Annotated in this window: 19 protein-coding genes; 4 read left to right on the forward strand and 15 right to left on the reverse strand. The window is 70.5% G+C overall.

Annotated elements, in window-relative coordinates; genetic code table 11:
- Positions 1 to 12: 12 nt before the first annotated feature.
- From ACWD5F_RS10725 to ACWD5F_RS10735, 3 genes are read right to left on the reverse strand one after another with little or no spacing between them, the layout of a single operon-like run.
- Positions 13 to 2,094, reverse strand: a complete 2,082-nt coding sequence (locus ACWD5F_RS10725) for a non-ribosomal peptide synthetase (protein WP_451253060.1) — start codon at positions 2,092 to 2,094, stop codon at positions 13 to 15.
- The gene (locus ACWD5F_RS10730) at positions 2,091 to 4,610 is read right to left on the reverse strand and encodes a Pls/PosA family non-ribosomal peptide synthetase (protein ID WP_451253062.1); all 2,520 of its coding nucleotides are present in this window, start codon (positions 4,608 to 4,610) and stop codon (positions 2,091 to 2,093) included. The genes ACWD5F_RS10725 and ACWD5F_RS10730 overlap by 4 nt, the downstream gene beginning before the upstream one ends.
- A 30-nt stretch (positions 4,611 to 4,640) precedes the next feature.
- Entirely contained in the window at positions 4,641 to 5,882 is a 1,242-nt protein-coding gene (locus tag ACWD5F_RS10735; protein WP_451253064.1) for a heparan-alpha-glucosaminide N-acetyltransferase domain-containing protein, read from the reverse strand.
- A gap of 498 nt (positions 5,883 to 6,380) precedes the next feature.
- Between ACWD5F_RS10735 and ACWD5F_RS10740 the strand changes: the two genes are divergently transcribed.
- Entirely contained in the window at positions 6,381 to 7,535 is a 1,155-nt protein-coding gene (locus ACWD5F_RS10740; protein ID WP_401717384.1) for a YihY/virulence factor BrkB family protein, read from the forward strand.
- A gap of 61 nt (positions 7,536 to 7,596) precedes the next feature.
- Here ACWD5F_RS10740 and ACWD5F_RS10745 read toward each other — a convergent pair whose 3' ends face one another.
- Complete coding sequence (locus tag ACWD5F_RS10745; protein WP_451253066.1) at positions 7,597 to 8,442, reverse strand: NmrA family NAD(P)-binding protein; 846 nt, start codon at positions 8,440 to 8,442, stop codon at positions 7,597 to 7,599.
- Between the two features lie 80 nt (positions 8,443 to 8,522).
- Here ACWD5F_RS10745 and ACWD5F_RS10750 point away from each other — a divergent pair, with 80 nt between their 5' ends.
- Both ACWD5F_RS10750 and ACWD5F_RS10755 read left to right on the forward strand, forming a co-directional pair.
- Complete coding sequence (locus ACWD5F_RS10750) at positions 8,523 to 9,488, forward strand: cupin domain-containing protein (RefSeq protein WP_451253068.1); 966 nt, start codon at positions 8,523 to 8,525, stop codon at positions 9,486 to 9,488.
- A gap of 55 nt (positions 9,489 to 9,543) precedes the next feature.
- Positions 9,544 to 10,224 carry a helix-turn-helix domain-containing protein gene (locus tag ACWD5F_RS10755; protein WP_451253070.1) on the forward strand — a complete coding sequence of 227 codons (681 nt, stop codon included), beginning with the start codon at positions 9,544 to 9,546 and terminating at the stop codon, positions 10,222 to 10,224.
- A gap of 15 nt (positions 10,225 to 10,239) precedes the next feature.
- Here ACWD5F_RS10755 and ACWD5F_RS10760 read toward each other — a convergent pair whose 3' ends face one another.
- From ACWD5F_RS10760 to ACWD5F_RS10800, 9 genes are all read right to left on the reverse strand, one after another.
- Entirely contained in the window at positions 10,240 to 10,635 is a 396-nt protein-coding gene (locus tag ACWD5F_RS10760; RefSeq protein WP_451253072.1) for a VOC family protein, read from the reverse strand.
- A gap of 76 nt (positions 10,636 to 10,711) precedes the next feature.
- Complete coding sequence (locus tag ACWD5F_RS10765; RefSeq protein WP_451253074.1) at positions 10,712 to 11,341, reverse strand: VOC family protein; 630 nt, start codon at positions 11,339 to 11,341, stop codon at positions 10,712 to 10,714.
- A 107-nt stretch (positions 11,342 to 11,448) separates the two neighbouring features.
- Positions 11,449 to 12,474, reverse strand: a complete 1,026-nt coding sequence (locus ACWD5F_RS10770) for a DUF5954 family protein (RefSeq protein WP_451253076.1) — start codon at positions 12,472 to 12,474, stop codon at positions 11,449 to 11,451.
- Positions 12,475 to 12,618: 144 nt separating this feature from the next.
- The gene (locus ACWD5F_RS10775; RefSeq protein WP_451253196.1) at positions 12,619 to 13,638 is read right to left on the reverse strand and encodes a LacI family DNA-binding transcriptional regulator; all 1,020 of its coding nucleotides are present in this window, start codon (positions 13,636 to 13,638) and stop codon (positions 12,619 to 12,621) included.
- Positions 13,639 to 13,822: 184 nt separating this feature from the next.
- Entirely contained in the window at positions 13,823 to 15,472 is a 1,650-nt protein-coding gene (locus ACWD5F_RS10780; protein ID WP_451253077.1) for a family 43 glycosylhydrolase, read from the reverse strand.
- Positions 15,473 to 15,504: 32 nt separating this feature from the next.
- Positions 15,505 to 16,413, reverse strand: a complete 909-nt coding sequence (locus tag ACWD5F_RS10785) for a carbohydrate ABC transporter permease (protein WP_401717407.1) — start codon at positions 16,411 to 16,413, stop codon at positions 15,505 to 15,507.
- Entirely contained in the window at positions 16,413 to 17,297 is an 885-nt protein-coding gene (locus ACWD5F_RS10790) for a carbohydrate ABC transporter permease (RefSeq protein ID WP_451253079.1), read from the reverse strand. The genes ACWD5F_RS10785 and ACWD5F_RS10790 overlap by 1 nt, the downstream gene beginning before the upstream one ends.
- A gap of 19 nt (positions 17,298 to 17,316) precedes the next feature.
- Positions 17,317 to 18,651 (reverse strand): ABC transporter substrate-binding protein, encoded by a 1,335-nt coding sequence (locus ACWD5F_RS10795; protein WP_451253081.1) that lies wholly within the window; start codon positions 18,649 to 18,651, stop codon positions 17,317 to 17,319.
- Positions 18,652 to 18,902: 251 nt separating this feature from the next.
- A complete protein-coding gene (locus ACWD5F_RS10800; RefSeq protein WP_451253083.1) occupies positions 18,903 to 19,784 on the reverse strand; it encodes a helix-turn-helix transcriptional regulator in 882 nt (293 codons plus the stop codon).
- A gap of 206 nt (positions 19,785 to 19,990) precedes the next feature.
- Here ACWD5F_RS10800 and ACWD5F_RS10805 point away from each other — a divergent pair, with 206 nt between their 5' ends.
- On the forward strand, positions 19,991 to 20,842 hold the full coding sequence (locus tag ACWD5F_RS10805) for an oxidoreductase (RefSeq protein WP_451253085.1): 852 nt from the start codon (positions 19,991 to 19,993) through the stop codon (positions 20,840 to 20,842).
- A 246-nt stretch (positions 20,843 to 21,088) separates the two neighbouring features.
- On the opposite strand, the gene ACWD5F_RS10810 is transcribed toward ACWD5F_RS10805, so the two are convergent.
- Both ACWD5F_RS10810 and ACWD5F_RS10815 read right to left on the reverse strand, forming a co-directional pair.
- Positions 21,089 to 22,186, reverse strand: a complete 1,098-nt coding sequence (locus ACWD5F_RS10810) for a LacI family DNA-binding transcriptional regulator (RefSeq protein WP_451253087.1) — start codon at positions 22,184 to 22,186, stop codon at positions 21,089 to 21,091.
- A 402-nt stretch (positions 22,187 to 22,588) separates the two neighbouring features.
- Positions 22,589 to 23,599, reverse strand: a complete 1,011-nt coding sequence (locus ACWD5F_RS10815; protein ID WP_451253089.1) for a hydroxyacid dehydrogenase — start codon at positions 23,597 to 23,599, stop codon at positions 22,589 to 22,591.
- Positions 23,600 to 23,629: the final 30 nt, after the last annotated feature.

Raw genomic sequence — 23,629 nt, forward strand, 5'->3', positions numbered from 1 at the left:
GGGTTGTCCCTTTCAGTGGTGCTGGTCGAGCAGCCCGGCCAGGTCCGCGAGGACCGGGTGACGGGTGACGTCCTTGAGGGTGATCGCCCGGTCCAGGACGATCGCGAGCTTCACGGCGGACAGCGAGGTCCCGCCGCGGTCGAAGAAGTGGTCCCGGCGGCCGATCCGCTGCGCCGGGATGCCGAGCACCTCGGCCCAGGCCGCGGCCAGCCGCCGCTCACCCGGTGTGTCCGGGGTGCCGGACCCGGCGGCGTCGAGGTCCTCGGCGAGCGCGGTCAGCGACTTGCGGTCGGTCTTGCCGTTGGCGGTCAGCGGCAGCACGTCCCGCCAGTGCACCAGGGACGGGACCATGTAGGCCGGGAGCGAGGCCCCCAGCACCTCCCGTACCTTCTCGGCGTCCACCGGGTGCGGCCCGGTGCAGAACGCCACCAGGCGCACACCGCCCACGACCACCACCGCGCCGTCCCGCACGCCGGGCACCCGCAGCAGCGCGTTCTCGACCTCGCCGAGTTCGACGCGGAAGCCGCGGATCTTCACCTGGCTGTCGCGCCGGCCGAGGAACTCCAGCTTCCCGTCGGGCCGCCAGCGCCCGTGGTCGCCGCTGCGGTACAGCCGCTCGCCGGGCCGGTAGGGGTCCTCGGTGAAGGCGGCCCGGGTGCGCTCGGGGTCGTTGACGTAGCCGCGTCCCACGCAGACCCCGGAGAAGACGATCTCGCCGGGCGCGCCGAGCGGTACGGGCACCAGGTCCTCGTCGACGACGTACACCCGTACATTGCGGATCGGCCGCCCCAGCGGCACCCGGTCCCCGGTCGGCACCTCGTGCATGACCTCGTGGTTGGTGTCGTCCGAAGTCTCCGTCAGGCCATAGGCGTTGACGAGCCGGATGCCGGGCATCGCGGTGAACCAGCGTTGCACCAGCTCCTGCTTGACCGCCTCGCCGGTGACCGACACACAGCGCAGGTCGGGCAGTTCGCGCGGGCGCTGCTCCAACTCGGCGAGGACGGCCTCCAGATACGACGGCACGATCTGGACCACGTTCACCCGGCCGCGGGCGATCGTGTCCACGAAGGCCGACACGTCGAGGATCGTCTCCTGCCCGACCAGCAGCGTGCGCCCGCCGACCAGCAGCGCCGAGACCAGCTGCCACAGGGAGATGTCGAAGCACTGGGGTGCCGTCTGCGCGACCGTGCCCCCGGTCTCGAAACCCAGGTCCTCGATCTTGGCGAGGACGTGGTTGACGAACCCGGCGTGCTCGCACATCGCGCCCTTGGGCTCGCCCGTGGAGCCGGAGGTGAAGTAGATGTACGCGGCCTGGTCGGCGGTGACGGGCATGCCCAGATCACCGTCGGCGTGGTCCTCGGCGTACGCCGTCTCCACGAACAGCCGGTCGAGCGACTCCAGGTTGGTGTCGCTGCCCCGCTCGGTCAGGACGAGGCCGCAGCCGGCCCGGCCGAGGGTGCGGGCGATGCGGTCGGCCGGGAAGTGCGGCTCGACCGGCAGGTACACCCCGCCCGCCTTCAGGACGGCCAGGACAGACGCGAGCCAGTCCAGGTTCCGCTCCATGATGACGGCGACCACGCCCTCGCGCTCCAGACCGCGCGCGAGCAGTGCCCGACCGACGCGGTTGGCCCGGGAGTTGAGCTCCCGGTACGTCCACTGCCGGTCGCCCTGCACGGCCGCCACGGCGTCCGGGTGGGCGGCGACCCGCTCCTCGAACAGCTCGTGCACCCGCCGGTCCGGCAGGTCTCGCACCGGTCCCGCCAACTCGTCGAGCTGGAAGCGGAGTTCCTCCTCCGACAGCAGCGTGGGCCGGTCGGGTTCGGCGAGCGCGGTCAGGTGGTAGCCGGCGATCCGCGCGGCCGCCTCGGCGTCCAGGACGTCGGTGCGATAGCGCAGCCGCAGCACCCCGTCCGTGACACTCACGTCCAGGTCGTCGTCCTCGGCGCCCGGCTCACCGGTCAGCGCGGCCAGCACCTTGGCGTGCGCGGACGCGAGCGCGGTCGGCCCGGTCCGCTGCCCCGGCGGCAGCGGGACCTCGTACTCCGCCGTGCCCGGCACCGGAGTCAGCGTCCAGTGCGGGATCGGTTCCCTCATGTCTTTCCCCCCTTGGCGGGCACCCCGTTGCGGGCCGCCCCGTTCACAGGCACCGCTCGCGCGGACCCCCCTGTCACCGGCGCCGCCGTCACGGGCACCGCCGGATTCCCGCCCCAGTGCGCCGCCGCCGGCATCTCCTCGCCCTTCATCAGGAAGGAGTCGGGTGCCAGCAGGGCGCCGTCGCCCATCGAGACGCCGTAGTGCACCAGCGCTCCGGTGCCGAGCGTGCAGCCGGCGCCGATGGTGATGCGCTCGGACTTGTAGGTGCCGTCCTCCTGGGAGTGGGCCTGCACCTTGGTGTGCGCGGCGAGCGTGCAGTCGTCGCCGATCGCGGTCAGCGTGCGCTCGGTGATGTAGGCGCCGTCGTCGAAGACCCGACGGCCCAGCCGGACGCCCAGCAGCCGCCAGACGAGGTTCTTGTACGGCGTCCCGTTGAAGACGACGAGGTGGTTGTCCGGCACCTTCCACAGGCGCTCCTGCCACCAGAACCACGGGTCGTAGATCGAGCACAGCGTCGGCTCCAGCGACCTGAACCGGCCGATCATCCGCTCCACCAGCACGTAGTAGCCGGTGCTGAACACCAGGCCCACCATGAGCGAGGCGCCGATCAGCAGACCGCCGAGGGCGCCGCTCGCGCCGTAGAGGTCGACGGCGGCGAAGCCGAGGACCGTCATCGCGAACCAGTGCAGCCAGCGCACGAACAGGAACAGGCCCATCGAGCGCAGGTTGTAGCGGTTCTTCGCGGCCAGCCGGCGCGCCAGTTCGGGGCCCTCGCGCAGGTGGTCGAAGCGGGAGTCGCGCTCCACCGAGCGCGGGATCTCGAAGGAGGGCGAGCCCAACAGGCCCACGCCCTCGCGGAGTTCGCCGTCCAGCGGGACCATCACCTTGGTCGCGAGCAGGCAGTTGTCGCCGGTGCGGCCGCCGCTGGGGTAGGCGATGTTGTTGCCGAGGAAGTTGTGCGGTCCGATCGTCGCCCGGGTGACCCGGAAGGAGGTCGCGGAGAAGTCGGCGTTCACGATCGACAGACCGTCCGCGACCATCGTGCCGCTGCCCACGGTCGCCAGGTACGGCGTCTCGTGCGACACCTCCGTACCGAAGTTGGAGCCGGTCTGCTCCACGTGCGAGAGGTCGTAGCCGATGGCCCGCAGGTAGTGGACGATGTACGAGCTGTCGCCGCACAGCCACTTGAAGAACTTGATGTTGGTCATGCGGGCGATCGCGCGCTGCACCGAGTAGTGGAAGCCGTAGAGCGGATAGACCCGGTCCGGGCGCAGGAACGGCTTCAGCAGACGCGGGATCAGCGTCACGACGGCGAGGCCGACGAGGACGGAGGCCACGAACAGGCCGACGGACAGCCCCAGTGCCTCGCAGTAGAACTCGGCCGAGTCCAGCTGTTGGCGGGTCGGGTCGAGCAGGGTGTCCAGGGCGGGCAGCAGGGTGAGCAGCAGATACGAGCCGCCGACCGCGAGCGGGACGTACACGAACACCGTCTGGAGCAGTCCGCCGAGTCCGAACAGGGTCCGGCGCAGGGTGGTGCAGCGGGCCGGTGGTACGCGGATGTAGTCGACGTCGGTGCGGACGGCCGGGGAGCCGTGCCAGCGCTCGCCCGCCGGGACCGCGGCGCCGCCGTACAGGGCGGAGGAGTGGCCGAGTTGGGCGCCGTCGCCCATCGTCGTGCCGATCTCCAGGACGGTCTTCTCACCGATGTACACGTCGCTGCCGAGCGTCACGCGGCCGGTGCGGATGCGGCCGGCCTCCGCGCGGTAGCAGAGCAGGTAGGAGTCCTTGCGGAGCACCGTGCCGGCGCCGACCGTCAGCAGGTCGGTGCAGACCGGCACCGAGTGGGTCAGGATCGTGACGCCCTTGCCGATCCGCGCGCCCAGCGCCCGCAGGTACAGCACGTACAGCGGGCTGCCGGTGAACAGGATCAGCGGGTTGGCGTGCAGCAGCGCCTTGACGGTCCAGAAGCGGACGTAGGCCAGGCTCCAGACCGGGAACTCCGTCTCCTTCCAGCGGCCCACCAGCAGCCACTTGGCGACCACCGGCAGGACGCAGGCACCGGCGAACACCGCGGCGCCGAAGACCAGCGACCGCAGGTAGACCGAGACCACGGCGTCGGTGGCGGAGATCCACTCGTAGCCCCGGCCGAGCACCAGTCCGGCGAGCAGGCAGTAGGCCGCGAAGACGAGCAACTGGAGCGCGCCGCACAGGAGATAGCGCGGGGTGCTGCCGGGCGGCGGGGCCGGGGCCACGACCTCGGCGGCCGGCGCGACGGCCGGTGCCGTGTCGAGGGCCGCGGCCAGACGGCGGATCGTGGGATGGCCGTAGACGTCCTTCATCGACACCGACGGCAGATCCTCGCGCTTCCTGACGCGGGCACAGAAGTGGGCCATGACAAGGGAATTGGCACCGAGATCGTCGAAGAAGTGGCTGTCCACCGGTATGTGTTCCTTGCGTACTACACCGGCCAGCACCTCCGCGAGGACGCTCTCGGTGACCGTGTCGGTTTTTCCCACCACGTGTGCTCCTTACTGGTTTTACATGCTTTACGAGCTTTGTGAGCTCTGCGGTTCCACCGACGGCCGGGTAACTTGACGCGCCTTTCCGGCGATCACGGCGATGCCGGCCTCCAGCGGTCCGCGGCCCACCGCGCGCCGCCAGCAGACGGCGAAAAGCAGCGAACCCGCGGCGAGCAGGCCGTACAGGAGGTCGGGGGAGTCGCCCAGGGCGCCCGTGGCGAGGAGCAGGACGTGGGCGCAGTAGAGGGTGAGCGGCATGGTGCCCGCCGCGGTGAGGGGGCCGAGCAGCCGGCGGGTGGGGGTGAGCCGGGTCAGCAGGAGGGCGGCGCCGAGCAGGGCGCACGCCGAACCGAGGGTCTGGAGCAGGTCGAACGGTGAGGTCGAGTGCGGGGCGCGGGAGATGAGCGACCACCAGGTGGCGTCGTCGCCGGTGTCCCACAGCACCTCGGGCCGGGCCTCGCGCCACGGAGTGTCCGCGAACTCGGCCCGCCACAGGTGCCACAGCCCGCCGAACTGCGTGAGCCAGGCGGTGGCGGTGAGCCAGGCACCGGCCGCCAGGGCGAGCCCGCCCAGCAGCAGCCGCTGTGCGATCCGTACGGACGTCAGGTCCAGCCGGCCTACGGCGAGTCCCGCGCACAGATACGTCATCCATGCGACCACCGGGTAGTTGCCGTGCACCAGCAGGTCCGAGAGCAGCCCGAGCGGATCGGTGACCACGTCGGTGAGGACGGGGTCGCCGTCGAAGGCCGGCTCGGGAAGCACACCGCGCAGGAGGTGCACGGCTACGGGACCGGCCAGGGCCAGGGTGAGGGAGAGCGCCGCCAGGGTGCGGGGGCGCAGGCGGAGTAAGGGGATCGAGAACAGGAACAGCAGGGCGTAGAACGCGAGGATCACGTCCACGCCGAGGTCCGCGGCGCGCGAGGCATAGCCCAGCAGGAGCCCGGTGAGCCCGATCAGCGCCGCCCGGGTGGCGACCGCCGCGTACTGCGGGCGCCCCACGACCGGTCGGCGCCCGCCGGTGGTGAACGCCAGGCCCACCCCGGCCAGCAGCGCGAACGTGGCCGCAGACCGGCCGCCCGCGAACATCCACGCCGGGGTGGGCGAACCGTCCGAGGCGAAGGCCCCGTACACATGTACGGAGAACATCCCGAGCAGTGCGAGACCGCGGGCGGTGTCCACACCGACGATCCGCGGCGCGGCGGAGTCCGCGCCGTCCGGCGGGGCCGGTGGCGGCGGTGGTGTGCGCGTCAATGGATACGGAACAGGCATACGAATTCCCCGGAAATAAGTACGAAGGAATTCGCTCCGCTGTTCAGGGCAGGGCGAAATTCCAGAACATTGGGAAAGGGTTGGATTCGAGTTCAGAATGGTGCGGATGTGTGTCGAGTGGTCGCGTGAAAATGGCGCAGGGCAGCACGGCGCGATCCGCATGGATCCCATGCGGACCACGGGTAACGCGACTGGATCGGGTCCTGGTCAGAGACCCTCGATGTCCCCCGTGTCGTGTGCGTCTGAGTCGTCCTCAGCGAACGCAACGAATGCAAGGCGGATTCTTTCGGAAACTTCACGAATGGTTCAAGGGGGTTTCAGCCATTGGCTTGTTTCTGACCCTCTGGGATTCGTGATCAAGTCGCCGACGTGTGGCGTTTACAGAAATGACCGATTGAGCGAGCGAACAAACCGGCCATCACGGTCATGACAGAAAATTCGTTCGTTTTTGCCGGGCCGAGGATGAGTGCACGCAGCCACGGCGGATACCTTTAGGTCGTGCAGCCAGCAAGTGACTCCCCACAACGGCCCTCCGGCCGTCTCCACCGGGCGCGTGCCCTCTATCGGAACGTCTCGAAGCGCCGGACCGCCTGGCTGTTGCTCAAGGACACCGTCAACTCGTGCATGGAGTACCGGATCCTGGGCCTCGCCGCCGAGGCCGCGTTCTTCACGCTGCTGTCCGTGCCACCGCTGCTGCTCAGCCTCATCGGTCTGCTCGGCTACGTCGACGACTGGACCGGCACCGACACCATCACCAGCCTCGAGAACAACATCCTGGAGGCGTCCCGCACCGTCCTGTCCGACAAGGGCGTGGCCGAGATCGCCCAGCCGATCCTGCACGACGTGGTGAAGGGCGGCCGGCCCGACGTCATCTCGGTCGGCTTCCTGTTCGCCCTGTGGTCGGGCTCCCGCGCGGTGAACGTCTTCATCGACACCATCACCGTCATGTACGGCCTCGACGGCGTCCGCGGCATCGTCAAGACCCGAGTGATGTCGTTCCTGCTGTTCATCGTGGGCCTGCTGATCGGCTCGGTCGCGCTGCCGCTGATGGTCGCCGGGCCCGACGCGGTGGTGGGGGTCGTGCCGTGGTCGGAGACCCTCGTACAGGTCCTGTACTGGCCCGTGGTGATCGTCCTGTCCGTCGTCTTCCTGACGACGCTCTACCACGTGTCCGTACCCGTGCGTTCGCCCTGGATCGAGGACGTGCCGGGCGCCCTGGTGGCGCTGGGCATGTGGGTGCTGGGCAGCTTCCTGCTGCGCATCTACATCACCAGCACCATCGAGGGCGCCACCATCTACGGCTCGCTCGCCGCGGCCGTCGCCGTGCTGCTGTGGATCGGCGTGTCCGCGTTCGCCGTCCTGGTCGGGGCCGCGGTCAACGCCGCGATCGACCGGATCTGGCCGACCGCCGCCACCGCCGCGGCCCGCGCCTCCAACGAGCGGCTGCGCGAGGCGCAGGTCGCCGAGTACGCGGCCCGGGCCGCCGCCGTCCGCGGCCCCGACCACGATCCCGACCATGACCCCGAGGACCCGGACATGCCCTCGGAGTTCCCGGAGCGCTGGTCGCGCTTCCTCCCCCCGGAGGACGTGACCTCACGCCTGCGCACCCACGCCAAGAGCACGCATCCGCCCCGCAAACGGGAGGGTTCCTGAGGGGTCCGCAACGGAAGCGGGAGGGCTCGTGGGCCGTCCGTCGGCCGAGCGGTCCGCCGGCTCAGGCCTTCCAGGTGCCGGCCGCCGCGGCCTCCCGGGCGAAGTCCGCGAAGTCGCGCGGCTCGCGCCCGAGGATCTCCTGGACGCCGTTCGACAGACGGGAGTTGCGGCCGTCCAGCAGCGTCCCGAACACCTCCACCAGGAACTCCGCCTCCGGCTCCGGCACCCCGAACCCGGTCAGGTGCGCCCCGTACTCGCGCGGCGACACCGCCCGGTACGTCAGCTCACGCCCCGTCGCCCGCGCGATCTCCGCGACCCCGTCCCCGAAGGTCAGCAGCCGCGACCCCGAGATCTCGACCTCCTTCCCCACGTACCGCTCGCCCGCCGTCAGCACGGCCACCACCACGTCCGCGATGTCCCGCACGTCGATGAACGGCTCCCGCACCGCACCGCCGGGGAACACCAACTCCCCGCTCCGGCGCAGCTCTTCGACCAACGGCCCCTCGCTGAAGTTCTGCGCGAACCACGCGGCCCGCACGACCGTCCAGTCCGCGCCGGACTCCTTCACCCCCGCCTCGGTGGGCCGCGCCTGGTCCTCACCGCGCGCCGACAGCAACACCAGCCGCCGTACGCCCAGTTCCACCGCCTCGCGCGCCAACAGCCCCACGTCCCGGGCCGCGTCCGGCGATCCCACATCCGACGGATAGGCCAGATAGGCCGCGTCCGCGCCGCGCAGCGTGGCGGCCCACGTCGACCGGTCCTGCCAGTCGAAACCCTGCGCACGCGACGCCGCCCGCACCGTCAGACCCGCCGCCTCCGCGGCCTGCGCCACCCGGCTCCCGGTCCGCCCGGAGGCCCCCGTCACCACGACCGTCATACCCTGCTCGCTCTGCGTGTCGTCTGTCATGCGGCCAGTCAACTGCCGCACTTCACAAGGAACCATCGCTGAACGGCTCATTCCCATAATCGCGCGTCTACGCTGGCCCCATGGACGCACTCGCAGGCCTGCTGGAGGGTCCACGCGCGCGTGGCGCCTTCATGATCCGTGCGTGCTTCGACCCGCCCTGGGCGATCCGGGTCGAGGACCGCGCCCCGCTCACCGTGATGCTGATGGTGCGCGGTGACGCCTGGATCACCCCGGACACCGGACCTCCGCTGCGGCTGCACGCCGGCGACCTCGCCATCGCCCGCGGCCCCGACCCGTACACGTGCGCCGACGACCCCGCCACGCCCCCGCAGGCGCTGATCCTGCCGGGCGCGGAGTGCTCCTACCCCGACGGCCGCCCCCTCCAGGGCTCCATGGACCTCGGAGTGCGCACCTGGGGCGACCGGCTCGGCGGTTCCACCGTCATGCTGATCGGTACGTACCTGATGCAGGGCGAGATCAGCGGACGCCTGCTGGACGCGCTGCCGCCGCTGCTCTCCCTCACCGGCGACGTCTGGGAGTGCCCGCTCACCACGCTCCTCATGGAGGAGATCGGCCGGGACGAGCCCGGCCAGGAGGTCGTCCTGGACCGCCTCCTCGACCTGCTGGTCATCGCCTCGCTCAGGGCCTGGTTCTCCCGCCCGGAGGCCGCGGCTCCCGCCTGGTACCAGGCGCTCGCGGACCCCGTGGTCGGCCGCGTCCTGCGGCTCCTCCAGGACGACCCCGCCCACCCGTGGACGGTCGCGTCCCTCGCTGCCAAGGCCGGCGTCTCCCGTGCGGCCCTGGCCCGCCGCTTCTCCGAGCTGGTGGGCGAACCCCCGATGACCTACCTGACCGGCTGGCGCCTGGCCCTGGCCGCCGACCGCCTGCGCGCCTCCGACGCCACCCTCGACAGCATCGCCCGCCAGGTCGGCTACGGCAGCGCCTTCGCCCTGTCCAGCGCCTTCAAACGGGTCTACGGAGTCAGCCCCCAGGAACACCGGGCCCGGGCCGCGGAGGACGCCCCGCTGATCGGCGCGGGCTCCTGACGCCCGGAACGGAACGTCGGCGCCCGCCCCTGGCGCCGGGCGTAGCCTGATCCATGTGTACACGGAACGGGCGTCCCGGCTGACCGGCGCGGTCGTGTGGACGAACACGCCGTCCCCGGCCGCACCGGGACGGGTGCTGCCCGACGGCTGCATGGATCTGCTGTGGCACGAGGGGCGACTGCTGGTCGCGGGACCCGACACCCGTGGATACGTCACCGAGGGCGCCCCCAGCCCCTGGGCGGGCGTCCGCTTCTACCCCGGCACCGCGCCCGTGCTCCTGGGCGTGCCCGCGCACGAACTGCGCGACCGGCGCGTGGAGCTCACCGAACTGTGGCCGGCCGCCCGCGCACACCGGCTCACCGCACGCGTGAACGCGGCACCCGACCCGGCGCACGGCCTCGACGAGGCGGCCCTGCGCCTGGCGGCGGACGCCGACGCCCCCGACCCGCTCCTCGGCCACCTGGTGACGGCACTCGACGCGGGCCGCCCCGTCGCCGCCACCGCCGACGAACTCGGCCTGGGTACCCGCCAGTTGCACCGACGAGCCCGGTCCGCCTTCGGCTACGGCCCCAAGACGCTGGCCCGGGTCCTACGGCTGCAACGCGCCCTGCGGCTGGCCCGCCGGGGCATGCCGTTCGCGGACACCGCGGCCGCGGCCGGCTTCGCCGACCAGGCCCATCTGGCGCGGGACGTCAAGGAGTTGGCGGGACTGCCGCTCGGTGAACTGCTGCGGTAGCGGCGCGCGGGCCGGCTACTGGGGCAGGGGCGCGAACAGGTCGACGCCGTTTCCGTCCGGGTCGTGCACCGTCGCGTACCGCTGCCCCCAGACCGCGTCCCACGGCTTGAGCTCCCCGTGGTACCCGGCGCCGACCAACTCCTCGTACACCGAGTCGACTTCGGCGGGCGCCGCACACCGGAAGGCGAGCGCGACCCGCCCACCGCCGACCGGCGCCTGCCACCCGGCGTGGAACGAACGGATGGTCTCCTCGGTGTCCAGGGCCAGCTTCAGCCCACCGGGCAGTTCGGCCTCGACATGGGGCAACTCCTCGGCCCCGTCCGGAAAGACGAGCCCGAGCCGACGGTAGAAGGCGAGCGAGGCGGCCAGGTCGGAGACGACGAGGCCGATCACGGAGAATTGTGGAGTCATGCGAGCACCGTAGGCAGGCCGCGCCCGCCGGGTCTTGAAGGAATCGGACACGCGGGCCCGACCCTCGCCGCCGCCCTCAGAAGGTGACCGGACCCCGAGGCGTGTCCACGGTGAACGAGAGACCGAACGGCCCCTCGGACAGGGCGAGTTCGGCCTCCACCGCGGCCAGCAGCGGCCGGATCTCGTCGGGGTCGGGCGCCGTCGCGGACAGGGCCAGCAGGGGAGTGGCGGGCAGAGCGGACGCCGTCGGGTGGTCGGAGGCCTGCCAGTCGATGAGGAACGGGACCAGCCCTGACGGGTGCGCGGTGTCTCCGTCGGTCAGCCGCCACTCCAGAAGGGTGCCGTCGGGACGACGCCGGCTCATCGGGTGGATGCGGCCGGGATCGTAGCCCCGCGCACGGGCACCCGCGACCGCCGCGTCCAGGTCGGGCGGGCTGATCGCCCAGGTCACCGTCCGTGCGGCGGCCAGCTCGTCGACGTCGAAGGGGCGGGGACCGCTCGGCTCCGGCTGTTCCGGGTCGGGTCCGATGATCTCCAGATAGCTGCGGCCGCCCAGCGACACAAGGTAGTTGCGGGTGCCGAAGCCGACATGGACACCGCCGGGCGCGGGCGCCACACCGGTGCGCCGCGTGAAGTCGGCGACCGTCGCGGCCAGATCGGGGGTCGCGAGGACGAGATGGTCCAGTCGCGCGGGAATGGCGTTCATCGCAGCAGAGGCTACGGGGCGCGGTGGCCTGAATGGAACACCTGTGTGGCAGGGAGGGTGAGGCCTGGGGAGGTTGCTCGCTGGGCCATTCTCTTCCCACCGCCCGATCAGTCGCCGTGCGTGAGCGTGCCGTCCTCCGACATCCTCGGGTGCAGCTTCATGGGGCCGTACGCGTCCACGTCCGAAGGGCGCGGGGACTCCGGGCCGTTCGGGCCGGTGCGCAGGATGCGCTCCACCCGGCAGATCCGGAAGAGACGGTCGTCGACGCGGAACTCGTCCGCACGCCCGAGAGCGCGGAACTCCTGGGCCGCCGCCGCGTACCTGGCCTTGGTCCTGTCGTCGAGGCCGAACAGCAGCGCCCACATCTCGGCCAGGCCGTCGTACAGCATCCGGCGGGCCGCGTGCGGGGTCGGTGCCAGGACGCCGAGCGGTCGCCAGCCGCCCTCGGGCTCGACCCGCTCGACCACGCCGAAACCGGTGGGGAGCAGGACCGGCTCCGGATGGGTGGCGACGGACTTCTCGGAGTCCGTGCGGACCTCGACGGGGAAGTGGGCGCCCGTGTACGTGAAGGCGCGCAGCCCGAGTTGGATCGCCCCCGCGGACGGGCCCTCGGCGAGCCCGGGGTCGATGGTGAAGCCGACGTCCCGGAGCTTGTGGTCGCGCGCCTGCCGGTCCCACAGCCGGATGGTCGGCTCGGGGTCGGTGGGCCGGGGCGGCTCCGGGCCGCCGTCGCCGATCCGCGCGAACTCGTCGCCGCGCACGACGCGGTAGCGCACCCCGCAGGCCGTCACCTCGTCCACCCGCTCGCGCTCCAACACGGCGACGCCCGCCAGCAGTTCACGCCGTACGGCCCGGTCGTCGGTGTCGTCCTTCGCGGTGAAGAACAGGTACGACTGCAACCCGTCCCGCGCCATCTGCGGCACCCGGTCCACGACCGGCTTCAGCACCCGCCACCGGGGCCCCACCGCCGGATCCTGGGTCGCGATCCCGAACACCGGTCCCCGCAGGGCGAGTCGGGGATAGCGCCGGGCACCCTCCATCGCGTCGGCCTCGCGCACCCAGGCGGCGGGGTCGTCACGACGGATCAACTCCTCGTGGAGCGCGTCGATCTGTTGCTGCCAGTCATCGGACATGAACGCATTGTGTCGAGTCCGCCGGGTGCGGACACCCGAACCGACGCAACTTCCGCCGAGGTTGGACAGGAACCCGGCACGGAAGCCGAGAAGGGGGTAAAGAGCGTGCCGTCGTGACAGGTGTCGGCTGAAGTCGGCGACGAGTCACGCCCGCGGACGTGCCGTGCTGCTCCGCTCCACCAGCCGCGTCGACAACTCCGTACGCGTGCTCTCCGGGCGCTCGCCCTCCATCATGCGGACCAGCAGCCGTAGGGCCGTCGCCGCCATCTCGGCCAGCGGCTGGCGGACCGTGGTGAGGGCCGGGGCGATCCAGCGGGACTCGGGCAGATCGTCGAAACCGACCACGCTGACGTCGTCGGGCACGCTCAACCCCCGTTCCGCCAGGGCCTCGTAGACACCCAGGGCCATCCGGTCCGAGCACACGAACACCGCCGTCGGCGGCTCGCGCAGATCGAGCAGGTCCAGCATCCGCCGCCGGGCCGCGCTCTCGTCGAAGCCGGCGTGCCGGACGTACTCGGGACGGTGGCGCACCCCGGCCGCCGCGAGTGCCGAACGGTAGCCGGCCACCCGCGCGCTGCTGCACATCTTGTGCTGATGGCCCGCGACGACCGCGATTCGCTCATGGCCGAGGGCCAGCAGGTGCTCGGTCGCGGTGACCCCGCCCTGCCAGTTGGCCGCCCCCACCGACACCACACCCGGCGGCGGTTCGAGCACCGGGTCGATCAGCACGTACGGGATCCGGCGCTGCTCCAGCCAGGAGTACTGCGCCGGAGTCAGCTCGGCCAGGTTGAACAGCACCCCGGACGAACCGCGCACGACCAGCTTGTCCAGCCAGCCGCGCTCCGGGTGCCCGGTCCGGGTCCGGTTCAGTGCCGCCGAGACCACGACCTCCAGGCCCGCGTCGTGCGCCGCCGCCTCCACGCCGTGCAGCACGGCCCCGGACCAGGAGGTGTCGAGCGCGTGGACCACGAGGTCGACCAGACCGGGCACCTTCGACGTGTCGAAGCGGGGTCTGCGCACGTAACCGAGCCGGTCGAGCGCCTCCGTCACGCGGCGGCGCGTCTCGGGCGCCACGTCCTCCCGCCCGTTGACGACCTTGGACGCGGTCGGCACGGACACCCCCGCCTCACGGGCCACGACCGCCAGCGTCGGCCCGGCGGCCACACTCGCATTCCCCGTACGGACCATCGGGAACCACCTCTCCGGCCCGCCCGAGGGCCACCGAAAATTTCGACCAGCGACGAAGGGGTAAGCGCTTCCTACCCTAGGTTCACCGCAACGCACCGGGAAGAGGTTGGACTTCGCAGGCTTGGAACGTCCCTGACTTTCGAAACTTCGAACAGGGTGGCTACCGACAGTTGAGCCGAAACCCGGTGAAGTCGGCGGTGAACGCGGCATCGACGAGGTCCACGACGTGGATGCCGACCATCGCGCCGGTGAAGCGCAGCTTGGTCCCGTGGTCGTCGGAGAGCTTGCTGAAGTCGAGCACGGGACCTACCGGGGTACGCGCCGCGCGCTCGACGGGAGTACGGGCCTCGCCCTCGACTGCCGTGCGCGCGCTGCCCCCGACGGCGTACCAGAAGCGGGCGTCCACGCCGTCCACCGTCACCCCGAGGGTGAGCGGCCCGTCCGCGTCGATGTCGACCACGGCAGCCTGCCGGGTGGCGGACTCCTCGCGCTCTACAAGGCGGAGGACGGTACGGCCCCTGCCCTGCCACTGCTGCCCGTGCTGCTCCTCGCCTTCCGGCTCCGCCCACGTCACATCGAGGCTCACGTGGGCCTCGGTGCCGTAGAAGAGCACCAGCCCCGCGGCCTGCGTGAACGTCCGCGGCCGAGCCTCGACGGTGACCTCGGCCTCCGCCCGATGCTCGGTGATCCGCTGAGCAAGGAGACTGTGCGCCCACCGCGACTCGGGCCCGTGCCGACCGCGCAGCCGGATCCAGCCGGGGCGGGAGCGGTCGTCGGCCCAGGACGGATCGGGATATCCGCGCGGGGAACTCCATGGCCAGCCCAACTCGCCAAAGGGCAGGCCTGTCGGCACATCAGGGCGTGCGGAAGAAGCGCGAGGCGTCGGTACGGCGACCTCGACCGCCGGATGATGGCCGCCCTGCCGAAGCCGGGGCCACCCCGCCGCGTCCCACACCACCGCCTGGACCGCGGTCTCCCGCCCGAGCGGACAGCGCGGCCCGCCACCGGTGTCCAGCGGACGAGCCGTCAGATGGCTCAACACCCACTCCCCACACGGCAGTTGGACCAGTTCTCCGTGCCCCGCCTTCTGCAACGGCAGCGAGGGATCGTCCCGGGAGGTCAGCAGCGGCCGGTCGTCGAGCGTGTAGGGACCCGTGAGCGAGCGGCTCCGCGCCACCCGCACGCCGTGCTCGAACCCCGTACCCCCTTCCGCGAGCACCAGGTGGTACCACCCGTCCCGCCGCACCAACTTGGGCCCCTCGATGAGGCGTTCGTGCTGGACCAGCAGATGCGTACCGCCGACCGGAGCCAGCGTCTCGCGGTCTAGCTCGCTCAACACGATGCCGGCGAACCGCCGTCCACCCGGCCGGTGGTCGTTCTGCAGATTGAGCAGCCACAGCCGACCGTCCTCGTGGAAGAGCGCGGGGTCGAAGCCGTGACCGGCCACCCGCCGGGGAGCGCTCCACTCGCCACCCACCTCGACGGCCGTACTGACGTACACATCCGCGTCGAAGTACGCCGTCCCCACCGACCGCACGACCGCGTACACCACCCAGAACCGCTCGCCGTCCCAGCTCAGCGAGGGCGCCCAGATGCCGCCCGAGTCGGGCACCCCGGCCAGCGAGTCGCCGGGTACGGCGCCGCGCACATGGCCGGCGTACTCCCAGTGCGCGAGGTCGCGGGAGCGGTGGACGGGGATGGTCGGGAACCACTCGAAGGAACTGTTCGCCACGTAGTACCAGTCACCGACCCGCACCATGGAGGGATCGGGGGCGAAGCCACGGAGAACGGGGTTGCGCAGCAAGGTCACTTGAGAACTTGGCTCCTGGCTCGCCTCAGAGCTCACTTGAGTGCTCCCAGGGTGACTCCGGTGCGCCAGTACCGCCGCATGGCGACCATCATGATCGCCATCGGGACGATGGAGAGCAGCGCGCCGGTCAGCACCAGGCTGGTGAGGTCGACGCCGGACTCCAGGCGTTTGCCGGACCAGTTGTACAGGCCCAGGTTGAGCGTCCAGTTCTCCTCGCCGCGCAACACGGTGAGCGGCAGGAAGAAGGCGTTCCAGGTGTTGACGAAGGCCAGCAGGAAGACGGTCGCCCCGCCGGTCGTCATCATCCGCAGCACGATGCTGAAGAAGATCCTGAGCTCACCGGCCCCGTCGATCCGGGCGGCCTCCAACAGCTCGAAGGGGATGGTGGCCTCGGTGTACACCTTGGCGAGATAGACGCTGAACGGGTTGATCAGGCAGGGGATCAGCATCGCCCACGGGGTGTCGACGAGCCCGATCTCCGAGAACATCAGATACAGCGGCAGCGTCAGCAGGGCGATCGGGATCAGGAACGACCCCACGACGCACGCGAACACCAGGTTCCGGCCCGGGAACTGGAAGCGGGCGAGCCCGTATCCCGTGGCGAGGGCGAGCAGGGTGCCGCCGAGGGAGCCGACACCTGCGTACAGGAACGAGTTGGCGGTCCAGCGCAGGAAGATCCCGTCCTCGTAGGTGAACAACTGCCGCAGATTGCCCCACAGATGCCACCCGGAGAACCACAGCCCGTTGCTCTGATAGAGCCCCGTGCGGTCCTTGGTCGAGGCGACGATCAGCCACCACACCGGGAACAGGCTGTAGACACTCGCCAGCACCAGCCCGACGAGCAGGAACCGCTGCCCGCCCCGCGAGCGCGAAGCCCGGTCCGGCGTGCTGATCCTGCCCGACTGCCGTACTTTCGCGCGTGGTTCCTCGGTGATCGTCATCAGTCGACCTCCCTCGAAGTGAGCCGGTAGAAGAGGAAGGAGGCCATGCCGAGGATGAGTGCCAGCAGGACCGACAGGGCGGCGGCGTAGTGGTAGTTGCCGGCGTTGAACGCCTGGTTGTAGATGATCATGATCGGCGTGAAGCTGTCGCTGACCGTCTGCGGCGTGATGTTCCGGAACAGCGCGGGCTCGTTGAAGATCTGCAGCATCTGGATGACGGAGAGCATCCCGGTGAGCACCAACGCGCCCCGCACATAAGGGATCTTGATGCTGAGGGCGATCCGCGGCTCCGAGGCGCCGTCCAGCCGGGCGGCCTCGAACAGCTCACGCGGGACGCCTTGGAGCGCCGAGTAGATGATGACCATGTTGTAGCCGATGCCGTGCCAGGTCAGCAGGTTGCCGATGGACGGCCACACCATGGAGGGCGCGAAGAAGTTCCAGTCGAAGCCGAACACCTTGCCGAGCGGTGTCAGCGGACCGACGGCCGGGCTGTACAGGTTGATCCACACGAGCGCGGCGACCACACCCGGGATCATGTACGGCACCAGCAGCACGATCCGGAACCGGCTCGCGGCCCGGGAGGCGAGCGCGTCCAGGAACAGCGCGAGCAGCAGACTGATGACGAGCATCACCGGGATCTGCACACAGGCGAACAGCACCACCCGCAGCACGGACCCCATGAACGCCGAATCGGTGAGCCCCTGCCGGTAGTTGTCGAACCCGGCGAACTTCTCGGTCGACCCCCCGAGCCCCAGCCCGGACTGCTGCTCGCGGAACAGCGACTGGTAGACGGCGTACCCGATCGGGAGCAGATACAGAAAGACGAAGCCGAGCTGGAAGGGCACCGTGAAGGCGGCGCCTTTCCAGCGCAGTGAGCGAGTCATCGTCGATCGACCTCAGCCTCTAACCCTCGACACTGATGCCGCGGGACTTCAGGTCCTTGACCGTCCACTCCTGCATGTGTGCCAGCAGGTCGGTCACCTTCTGCTCCTTGCTCACGACCTTGGCCCAACCGGCCTGCATCTCGGTGAACATGGCGGTCCAGTCGGGCCCGAAGGTCCAGTCGGTCGTCACGGTCCCCAGGCTCTCGGTCACCACCTTCTGCGCGGCCTGGTAGTTGCTCCCGAGCAGCTTCTCGGAGACCGCCTCACCCACGTACGACTGACTGTCGGCCAGCGCCGGCATCACGCCGTTGCCGGTGGTGGGGGAGGCCATCGTCTTCACGGCACCGGCGTCGGTGGACATCCACAACGCGGCCTCCGCGGCCTGCCGGACGTTCTTGCACTGCTTGGTCACCAGCGTCACGCTGCCGGTCAGGTTGGTCCCCGCAGGTGTCTTGGCGGCCTCACCGGCATACGTCGGCCACGGTGAAAGGGCCCACTTCCCGAAGGACTTGGTGAAGTTCTGCACCATGCCGGCCATCTGCCAGGTCGAGATCTGCCGGGTCGCGGTCCCGCCCTCGTCGTAGTTGCGCTGCACGGCGGCGTAGTCGGCGAAGGACAGCTTGGAGTTCAGATCACCGTCGATGATCTCCTGAATCACCTTGGCGGCCTTGAGACTTCCCGCGTCCTGGAAGTCCACCTTCCAGGAGTTGCCGTCGATGGCGTACCAGTGCGCGCCGGCCTGCATGGCGAGCACCTCCAACGTGCTCGGGTCCTCCCCGGCGAAGTTGGTGATCTTCACCCCGTGCTTCTTCAGCACCTTGCCGGCGGCGATAAAGTCGTCCCAGGTGGCCGGCGCGTCGATCCCGTACTTCTTGAAGAGGTCGGTCCGGTAGATGGTGAAGTTGGGCGAGGAACTCGTAGGCACTCCATACGACTTGCCCTGCACCTGAGCACTGGCCCAGGCACCGCCGTTGAACTTGCCCTTGCTGCCGTCCACGTACTGGCTGATGTCGGCGAGCGCCCCCTGCGAGACCCAACTGGTCACGTACTCGGCGGTGTTCTGCACGAGACAGGGGGCGTTGCCCGCCTTCACGGCGTTGGTCAGCTGCTTCTGCATGGTCAGCTGGTCGGTCACCTTGGTGTACTTGAGCTTGACGTCCTTGTGGGCGGAGTTGAAGGCCTTGACCACCGCCTCCTGACCGTTGGCCCAGCCCCAGAAGGGCAGGGTGACCGGACCGGACGACTTGGTGTCGTCCCCCGAGTCCGACCCGCCGCAGGCGGCGAGCAGACCCGTCAGCGCGATTCCGGCGACGGCGGCGTGGGCGAACCTTCTCCGGGAGCTGGTGAAGTTCATCTGACCGTGATCCTTCGGGGATTGGACGTTCTCAGCGGAAGGGGGACGCTGCGGAAGATGTAGAAAGCGGTTGTCGTGAAGGTAGGTGGGCGGTCCGGCCCGTAGCAAGAGGTGTGCGCGAACTTCTTCGCTGAGGTTGGGATATGTGCTGGTAGAACGCGGAAACCGGTTACGAAACGATGGCGCAACCGGTTCCCGAAACTTGGCGCGGCCCTGCGGCAGACCGCTCCTCTCGGACCGGCGGGGAGGGGCTAGTGATCCGCGTGCTGCCCGTGCTGCTCATGCGGGGTCTCGGGCCGCCGGATCCACGCGTCCAGCAGCCGCAGTGCCTCTTCGGAGCTGGAGCCTTCCGCGGCGGTGTAGACACTCAGCCGCTGGTCCGGGTCGGCGGGCGTGGTGAGGGACTCGTAGGTGAGAGTCAGCGGGCCGACGACCGGGTGGTGGAAGTGCTTGCTGCCGTGCGTGTGCCGGTACACGTTCTGGTCGGCCCACCAACGGCCGAAGTCCTCGTCCGCGATGGAGAGTTCGCCGACGAGTTCGGCGAGGAGCGGATCGTCGGGGTGGCGTCCGGCGTCGAGCCGGAGCGAGGCGACGATGTCCTGGGCGTGGGTGTCCCAGTGGGTGTACAGCGAGCGGGCCGTCTCGTCGCGGAACATGAACCGCACCAGGTTCCGCTCGCGGTGCGGCAGCGCGTCGAAGTCGGTGAGCAGCGCGCGTGCCATCCGGTTGGACGCGAGTACGTCCAGTCGCCGCCCCAGCACGAGCGCGGGGGTGTGATCGAGGACCCGGAGCATGTCGCGCAGCCCCGGGCGGACCGGCTGCGGACGCGTCGCCGCGCGGCGGGGCCCGCCCGCGGAGGGCTTGGCGAGCTGGAACAGATGGGCGCGTTCGACGGGATCGAGGCGCAGCGCGCGGGAGATCGCGTCCAGCACGGACTCGGAGACGTTCAGCCGGCGTCCGCGTTCCATGCGTACGTAGTAGTCGACGCTCACGCCCGCCAGCCGCGCGATCTCCTCGCGGCGCAGTCCCGGCACCCGCCGGGTGCCGCCGTCGTCGGACAGGCCCACCTGGCGCGGGGTGATCCGCGCCCGCCGGGAGCGGAGGAACTCACCGAGAGCCGTGTTGCGGTCCATACCGTTCACGATAGGGCCCGAGATCGTGCCGACGGCCGGCGTGAGGGGGACTGGCAGTACCCCGGTCCGGCCGTCCCCGGGGCCGGGCGGACCCCTCGGATGCCGAGAAGCAGCCGATTCCGGTGCTGAAGTGGAACGTGTCGAGACCGGCCGCGGCCCAACCGCCCCCGCTCGGCGCCCGTTCGCATCGCACGAAGGGAACTCCCGTGTCGGACAGCAAGACATTCCTGATCACCGGCGTCAGCACCGGCCTCGGCCGCGCACTCGCACGCGCCGCGTCGGCCGCGGGCCACCGGGTGGTGGGCACGGTGCGTACGCCCGCCGACGCTCGGGCCTTCGAGGCGCTCCCCGGCGACGTGCACGCGCGCATCCTGGACGTGACCGACCACGACGCGGTGAACACGGTCGTGGACGAGACGGAGCGCGACCTGGGCCCGGTCGACGTACTCGTCGCCAACGCCGGGTACGGCCACGACGGTCTCTTCGAGGAGTCGTCGATGGCGGACCTTCGCCGTCAGTTCGAGGTGAACGTCTACGGAACCGTGGCCGTGATCAAGGCCGTGCTGCCGTACATGCGGAAGCGCCGTTCGGGCCACATCCTCGGCGTCACCTCGATGGGCGGGCTGATCACCATGCCGGGCCTCAGCTTCTACCACGGCAGCAAGTTCGCGGTGGAGGGCATCCTCGAATCGCTCGGCAAGGAGGTCGCCGGTCTCGGCATCCATGTCACCGCCGTCGAGCCGGGCAGTTTCCGCACCGACTGGCTCGGCCGCTCGATGACCCGCGCACCCCGAGCGATCGCCGACTACGACGAGCTGTTCGAGCCGGTGCGTGCCCGGCGCGTCCACGGCAGCGGGCAGCAGCCGGGTGACCCGGACAAGGCCGCGGCCGCGGTGCTGCGCATCGTGGCCGCCGACCGGCCGCCGACGCGCCTGCTGCTCGGCCCCGACGCGCTTCGGCTGGTCCGCGCCGGACGGGACGCCTTCGAGCGCGACCTGCTGGCATGGGCCGAGCTGTCGGCCTCAACCGACTTCGACGACATCAGCGGGTCCGCCTGAGGGCACGGGCCGTCGGGCCCCGGCGCGGAGTCCGGGCGGCGGCCGTCGTCACCAGGCCGCAGCCCGCTTGTGGAGAGAGACCTCTCAGCTCGTCCTGCGTCCTCTGGGCCCGTCAGGATGCCCCCGACCCGAGCGCCGCCTTCAGCCGTCATGCCGAGCACGTTGTCGCCGGGCCTGGACACCGTCGGCCCCGGACCGCCCGACGATGTCGCCGCCGTCGCCCTCATCGGAGGCTGAGGAACAAGCTCAGCGCGGACCGCCCTGGCCGGCCGGCGGCCGCACCGAGTTGCGTACGACGACATGGGTGCCCAGCACCACATGGTCGCCGTCACCTCCCTTGCGCCGCCCCGAGCCGCCCTCGCGCCGGTCGGCCACCGCGCGCAGGGCCACCCGGCCCATCTCCTCGTACGGGACGTGCACGGTGGTGAGTTGAGGGGTCAGCTGGGAGGCCAGCGGGATGTCGTCGTAGCCGACGATCGAGACGTCCTCCGGCACCCGCAGCCCCGCCGCCCGCAGCGCCTGCATGGCACCCGCGGCGACGACGTCGGTCCCGGCGAGCACGGCGGTGAACTCCAGTCCCGCCCCCAGGCTCTCCTCCACGGCCTCGTACCCGTGCTCGTAGTCGTAGGGACCGTGCCGCACCATGCCCGGCTCGAAAGGCACCCCGTACGCCTCGAAGGCCCGTTGGGCGCCTCTCAACCGGCCTTGCGCGGTGGTGAGTTCGGAGTGGCCCGGCAGGACGAGCACCTTGCGATGGCCGGCCGACAACAAGTGGCTGGCCATGGCGTAGGCGCCGCCCTCGTTGTCGTAGTCGACGGTCGTGGCCGGCACGTCGCCCTCCAGCGGAGGCCGGCCCACCAGCACCAGATGCGAGCCGGCGGCATCCAGGGACCGTGCGAACCGGGCCATGCGCAACTGGTACTCGTCGTAGTCGTAGGCGCCGCCCAGCAACACCACGGCCGCGACGCCCTGTTGCCGCATGAGGTTGACCAACGCCAACTCCCGCTCGGGGTCGTCCCCGGTGGTACCCACCAGTGACAGCCAGCCCCTCAGTGTCGCCGCGCCCTCAACTCCCTTGGCCACGTGGGCGAACGCGGCTCCGGTGATGTTGTTGATGAGGATGGCGACGGTCGGAGTCCCGCCGCCCGCCAGCGACCGGGCATGCGCGTTGGTGACGTAGTCGAGATCCTGTACGACCTTCATCACCCGCCGCCGCAGCTCCTCCGACACGGGATAATTCCCGGACAGCACCCGGGAAACGCTCGCGACGGAGACGCCGGCCCGCTCGGCCACGTCACGGATGGTGGCCCGCCCGACATCACCGGCAGCCTTGCGCTGACTCACGGCCAGGACTCCTCGAACTCACTACATCCCCACCGGAACAGATCAGTCACCGGCGCGGAAACCGTATCCCATCCAAACCCCCGTCCCCCCGAACCACCACAGGCCAACGGCAAGGGCCCACCAACGGTTCGTGTGCCAACGCGCCGGCCGCGAGGGAGCCGTAGGGGCGCGCCGGTGTCGAGAGCGCGAACGCGCGGAGGCGCGCAGCGCTGAGCACGATCGGGCTCTCGACACCGGCATAGAGCGCCCCGGAGGCGACCGAGCAAGACATTGTGCACGGCACATGTAGAAGTCACAGCCAAATGCCGTTCCCTCAAAGCCAGTTCACCCGCCGTCATCCAGCTCACCCACCCCTTGCTCAAACCACTTCAAGCCAAGCCACCCCAACCAAACGCACCCAACTCAAGCCACCCGAACCAGATCCACGTACCGCACCTCATGCCCCAACCCCACCCCCTCCGCGACCCGCTCCAGCTCCTCCACCACGATCAGGCCGAGCCGCTCCAGCTCGTTCCCGAGAGACCCGGCGATATGGGGTGTGAGGAAGACATTGGGCAGCCGGTACAAGGGCGAATCCGCGGGCAGCGGCTCGGGTTCGGTCACGTCGAGCACCGCGTGCAGCCGCCCGGAGACCAACTCGTCCGTCAGCGCGTCGGGGTCGACCAACGCCCCCCGGGACGTATTGATGAGCACACCCCCGTCCCGGATCAGCGCGAGCCGCGACGCGTCGAGCATCCGATACGTCTCCGGGATGTCCGGCGCGTGCAGCGACACGATGTCACTCCGCCGCAGCAACTCCTCCAACCCGACCAACTCGGCCCCCAGCGCCTCCGCCTGACTTGCCGTCACAAACGGGTCGTACAGCAGCACCGAGAAGTCGAACGGCCGCAACAGCTCCAGCAGCCGCCGTCCCACCCGCGACGCTCCGATGACCCCGACCCGGCGCCCGACGTTGCCCGTGCCGGCGGTCTCCGCAGGGGACGGATGCCGGTGCTCGGCGCGGAAGCGCTCGCGGTGGGTGAAGGCGTCCTTCCCGGTGAGCAGGATCATCGCCAGCGTGTACTCCGCGACCGGCAGCGCGTTGCCGGTCACCGCGCTGGAGACGGTGATCCCGCGTTCCCACACCGCGTCCCCGACCAGCGAGCGGACGGAGCCGGCGGCGTGCAGGACGGTGCGGAGCCGGGGCGCGGCGGCCAGGACGTCGGCGTCGAGGCGGGGGCAGCCCCAACCGGTGATCAGGACCTCGGCCTCGGCGAGGGCACCGGCCATCGAAGGGTCGGCGAAGTCCCGTACCACGAGCGCGGGATCGAGATCGGAAGCCTGTGTCAGCCGGGCCATGAGCGGCGGCGGGAAGAGCAGGGGAAGGTGCACGGGATCCATCGCGAACACGGCCCTGGGCTGCGGGTTGGGCATGACTCTCCTGACCACGAGATCTGAGCACGG

It is taken from the genome of Streptomyces sp. NPDC002499, from assembly GCF_053595415.1.

Bases quoted from the DNA above. Each gene is read 5' to 3' on its own strand.
- ACWD5F_RS10785 (WP_401717407.1), bottom strand. From the start codon at position 16,413: ATGACGATCACCGAGGAACCACGCGCGAAAGTACGGCAGTCGGGCAGG.
- ACWD5F_RS10800 (WP_451253083.1), bottom strand. From the start codon at position 19,784: ATGGACCGCAACACGGCTCTCGGTGAGTTCCTCCGCTCCCGGCGGGCG.
- ACWD5F_RS10765 (WP_451253074.1), bottom strand. From the start codon at position 11,341: ATGAACGCCATTCCCGCGCGACTGGACCATCTCGTCCTCGCGACCCCC.
- ACWD5F_RS10760 (WP_451253072.1), bottom strand. From the start codon at position 10,635: ATGACTCCACAATTCTCCGTGATCGGCCTCGTCGTCTCCGACCTGGCC.
- ACWD5F_RS10770 (WP_451253076.1), bottom strand. From the start codon at position 12,474: ATGTCCGATGACTGGCAGCAACAGATCGACGCGCTCCACGAGGAGTTG.
- ACWD5F_RS10750 (WP_451253068.1), top strand. From the start codon at position 8,523: ATGGACGCACTCGCAGGCCTGCTGGAGGGTCCACGCGCGCGTGGCGCC.
- ACWD5F_RS10735 (WP_451253064.1), bottom strand. From the start codon at position 5,882: ATGCCTGTTCCGTATCCATTGACGCGCACACCACCGCCGCCACCGGCC.
- ACWD5F_RS10745 (WP_451253066.1), bottom strand. From the start codon at position 8,442: ATGACAGACGACACGCAGAGCGAGCAGGGTATGACGGTCGTGGTGACG.
- ACWD5F_RS10725 (WP_451253060.1), bottom strand. From the start codon at position 2,094: ATGAGGGAACCGATCCCGCACTGGACGCTGACTCCGGTGCCGGGCACG.
- ACWD5F_RS10790 (WP_451253079.1), bottom strand. From the start codon at position 17,297: ATGACTCGCTCACTGCGCTGGAAAGGCGCCGCCTTCACGGTGCCCTTC.
- ACWD5F_RS10795 (WP_451253081.1), bottom strand. From the start codon at position 18,651: ATGAACTTCACCAGCTCCCGGAGAAGGTTCGCCCACGCCGCCGTCGCC.
- ACWD5F_RS10815 (WP_451253089.1), bottom strand. From the start codon at position 23,599: ATGCCCAACCCGCAGCCCAGGGCCGTGTTCGCGATGGATCCCGTGCAC.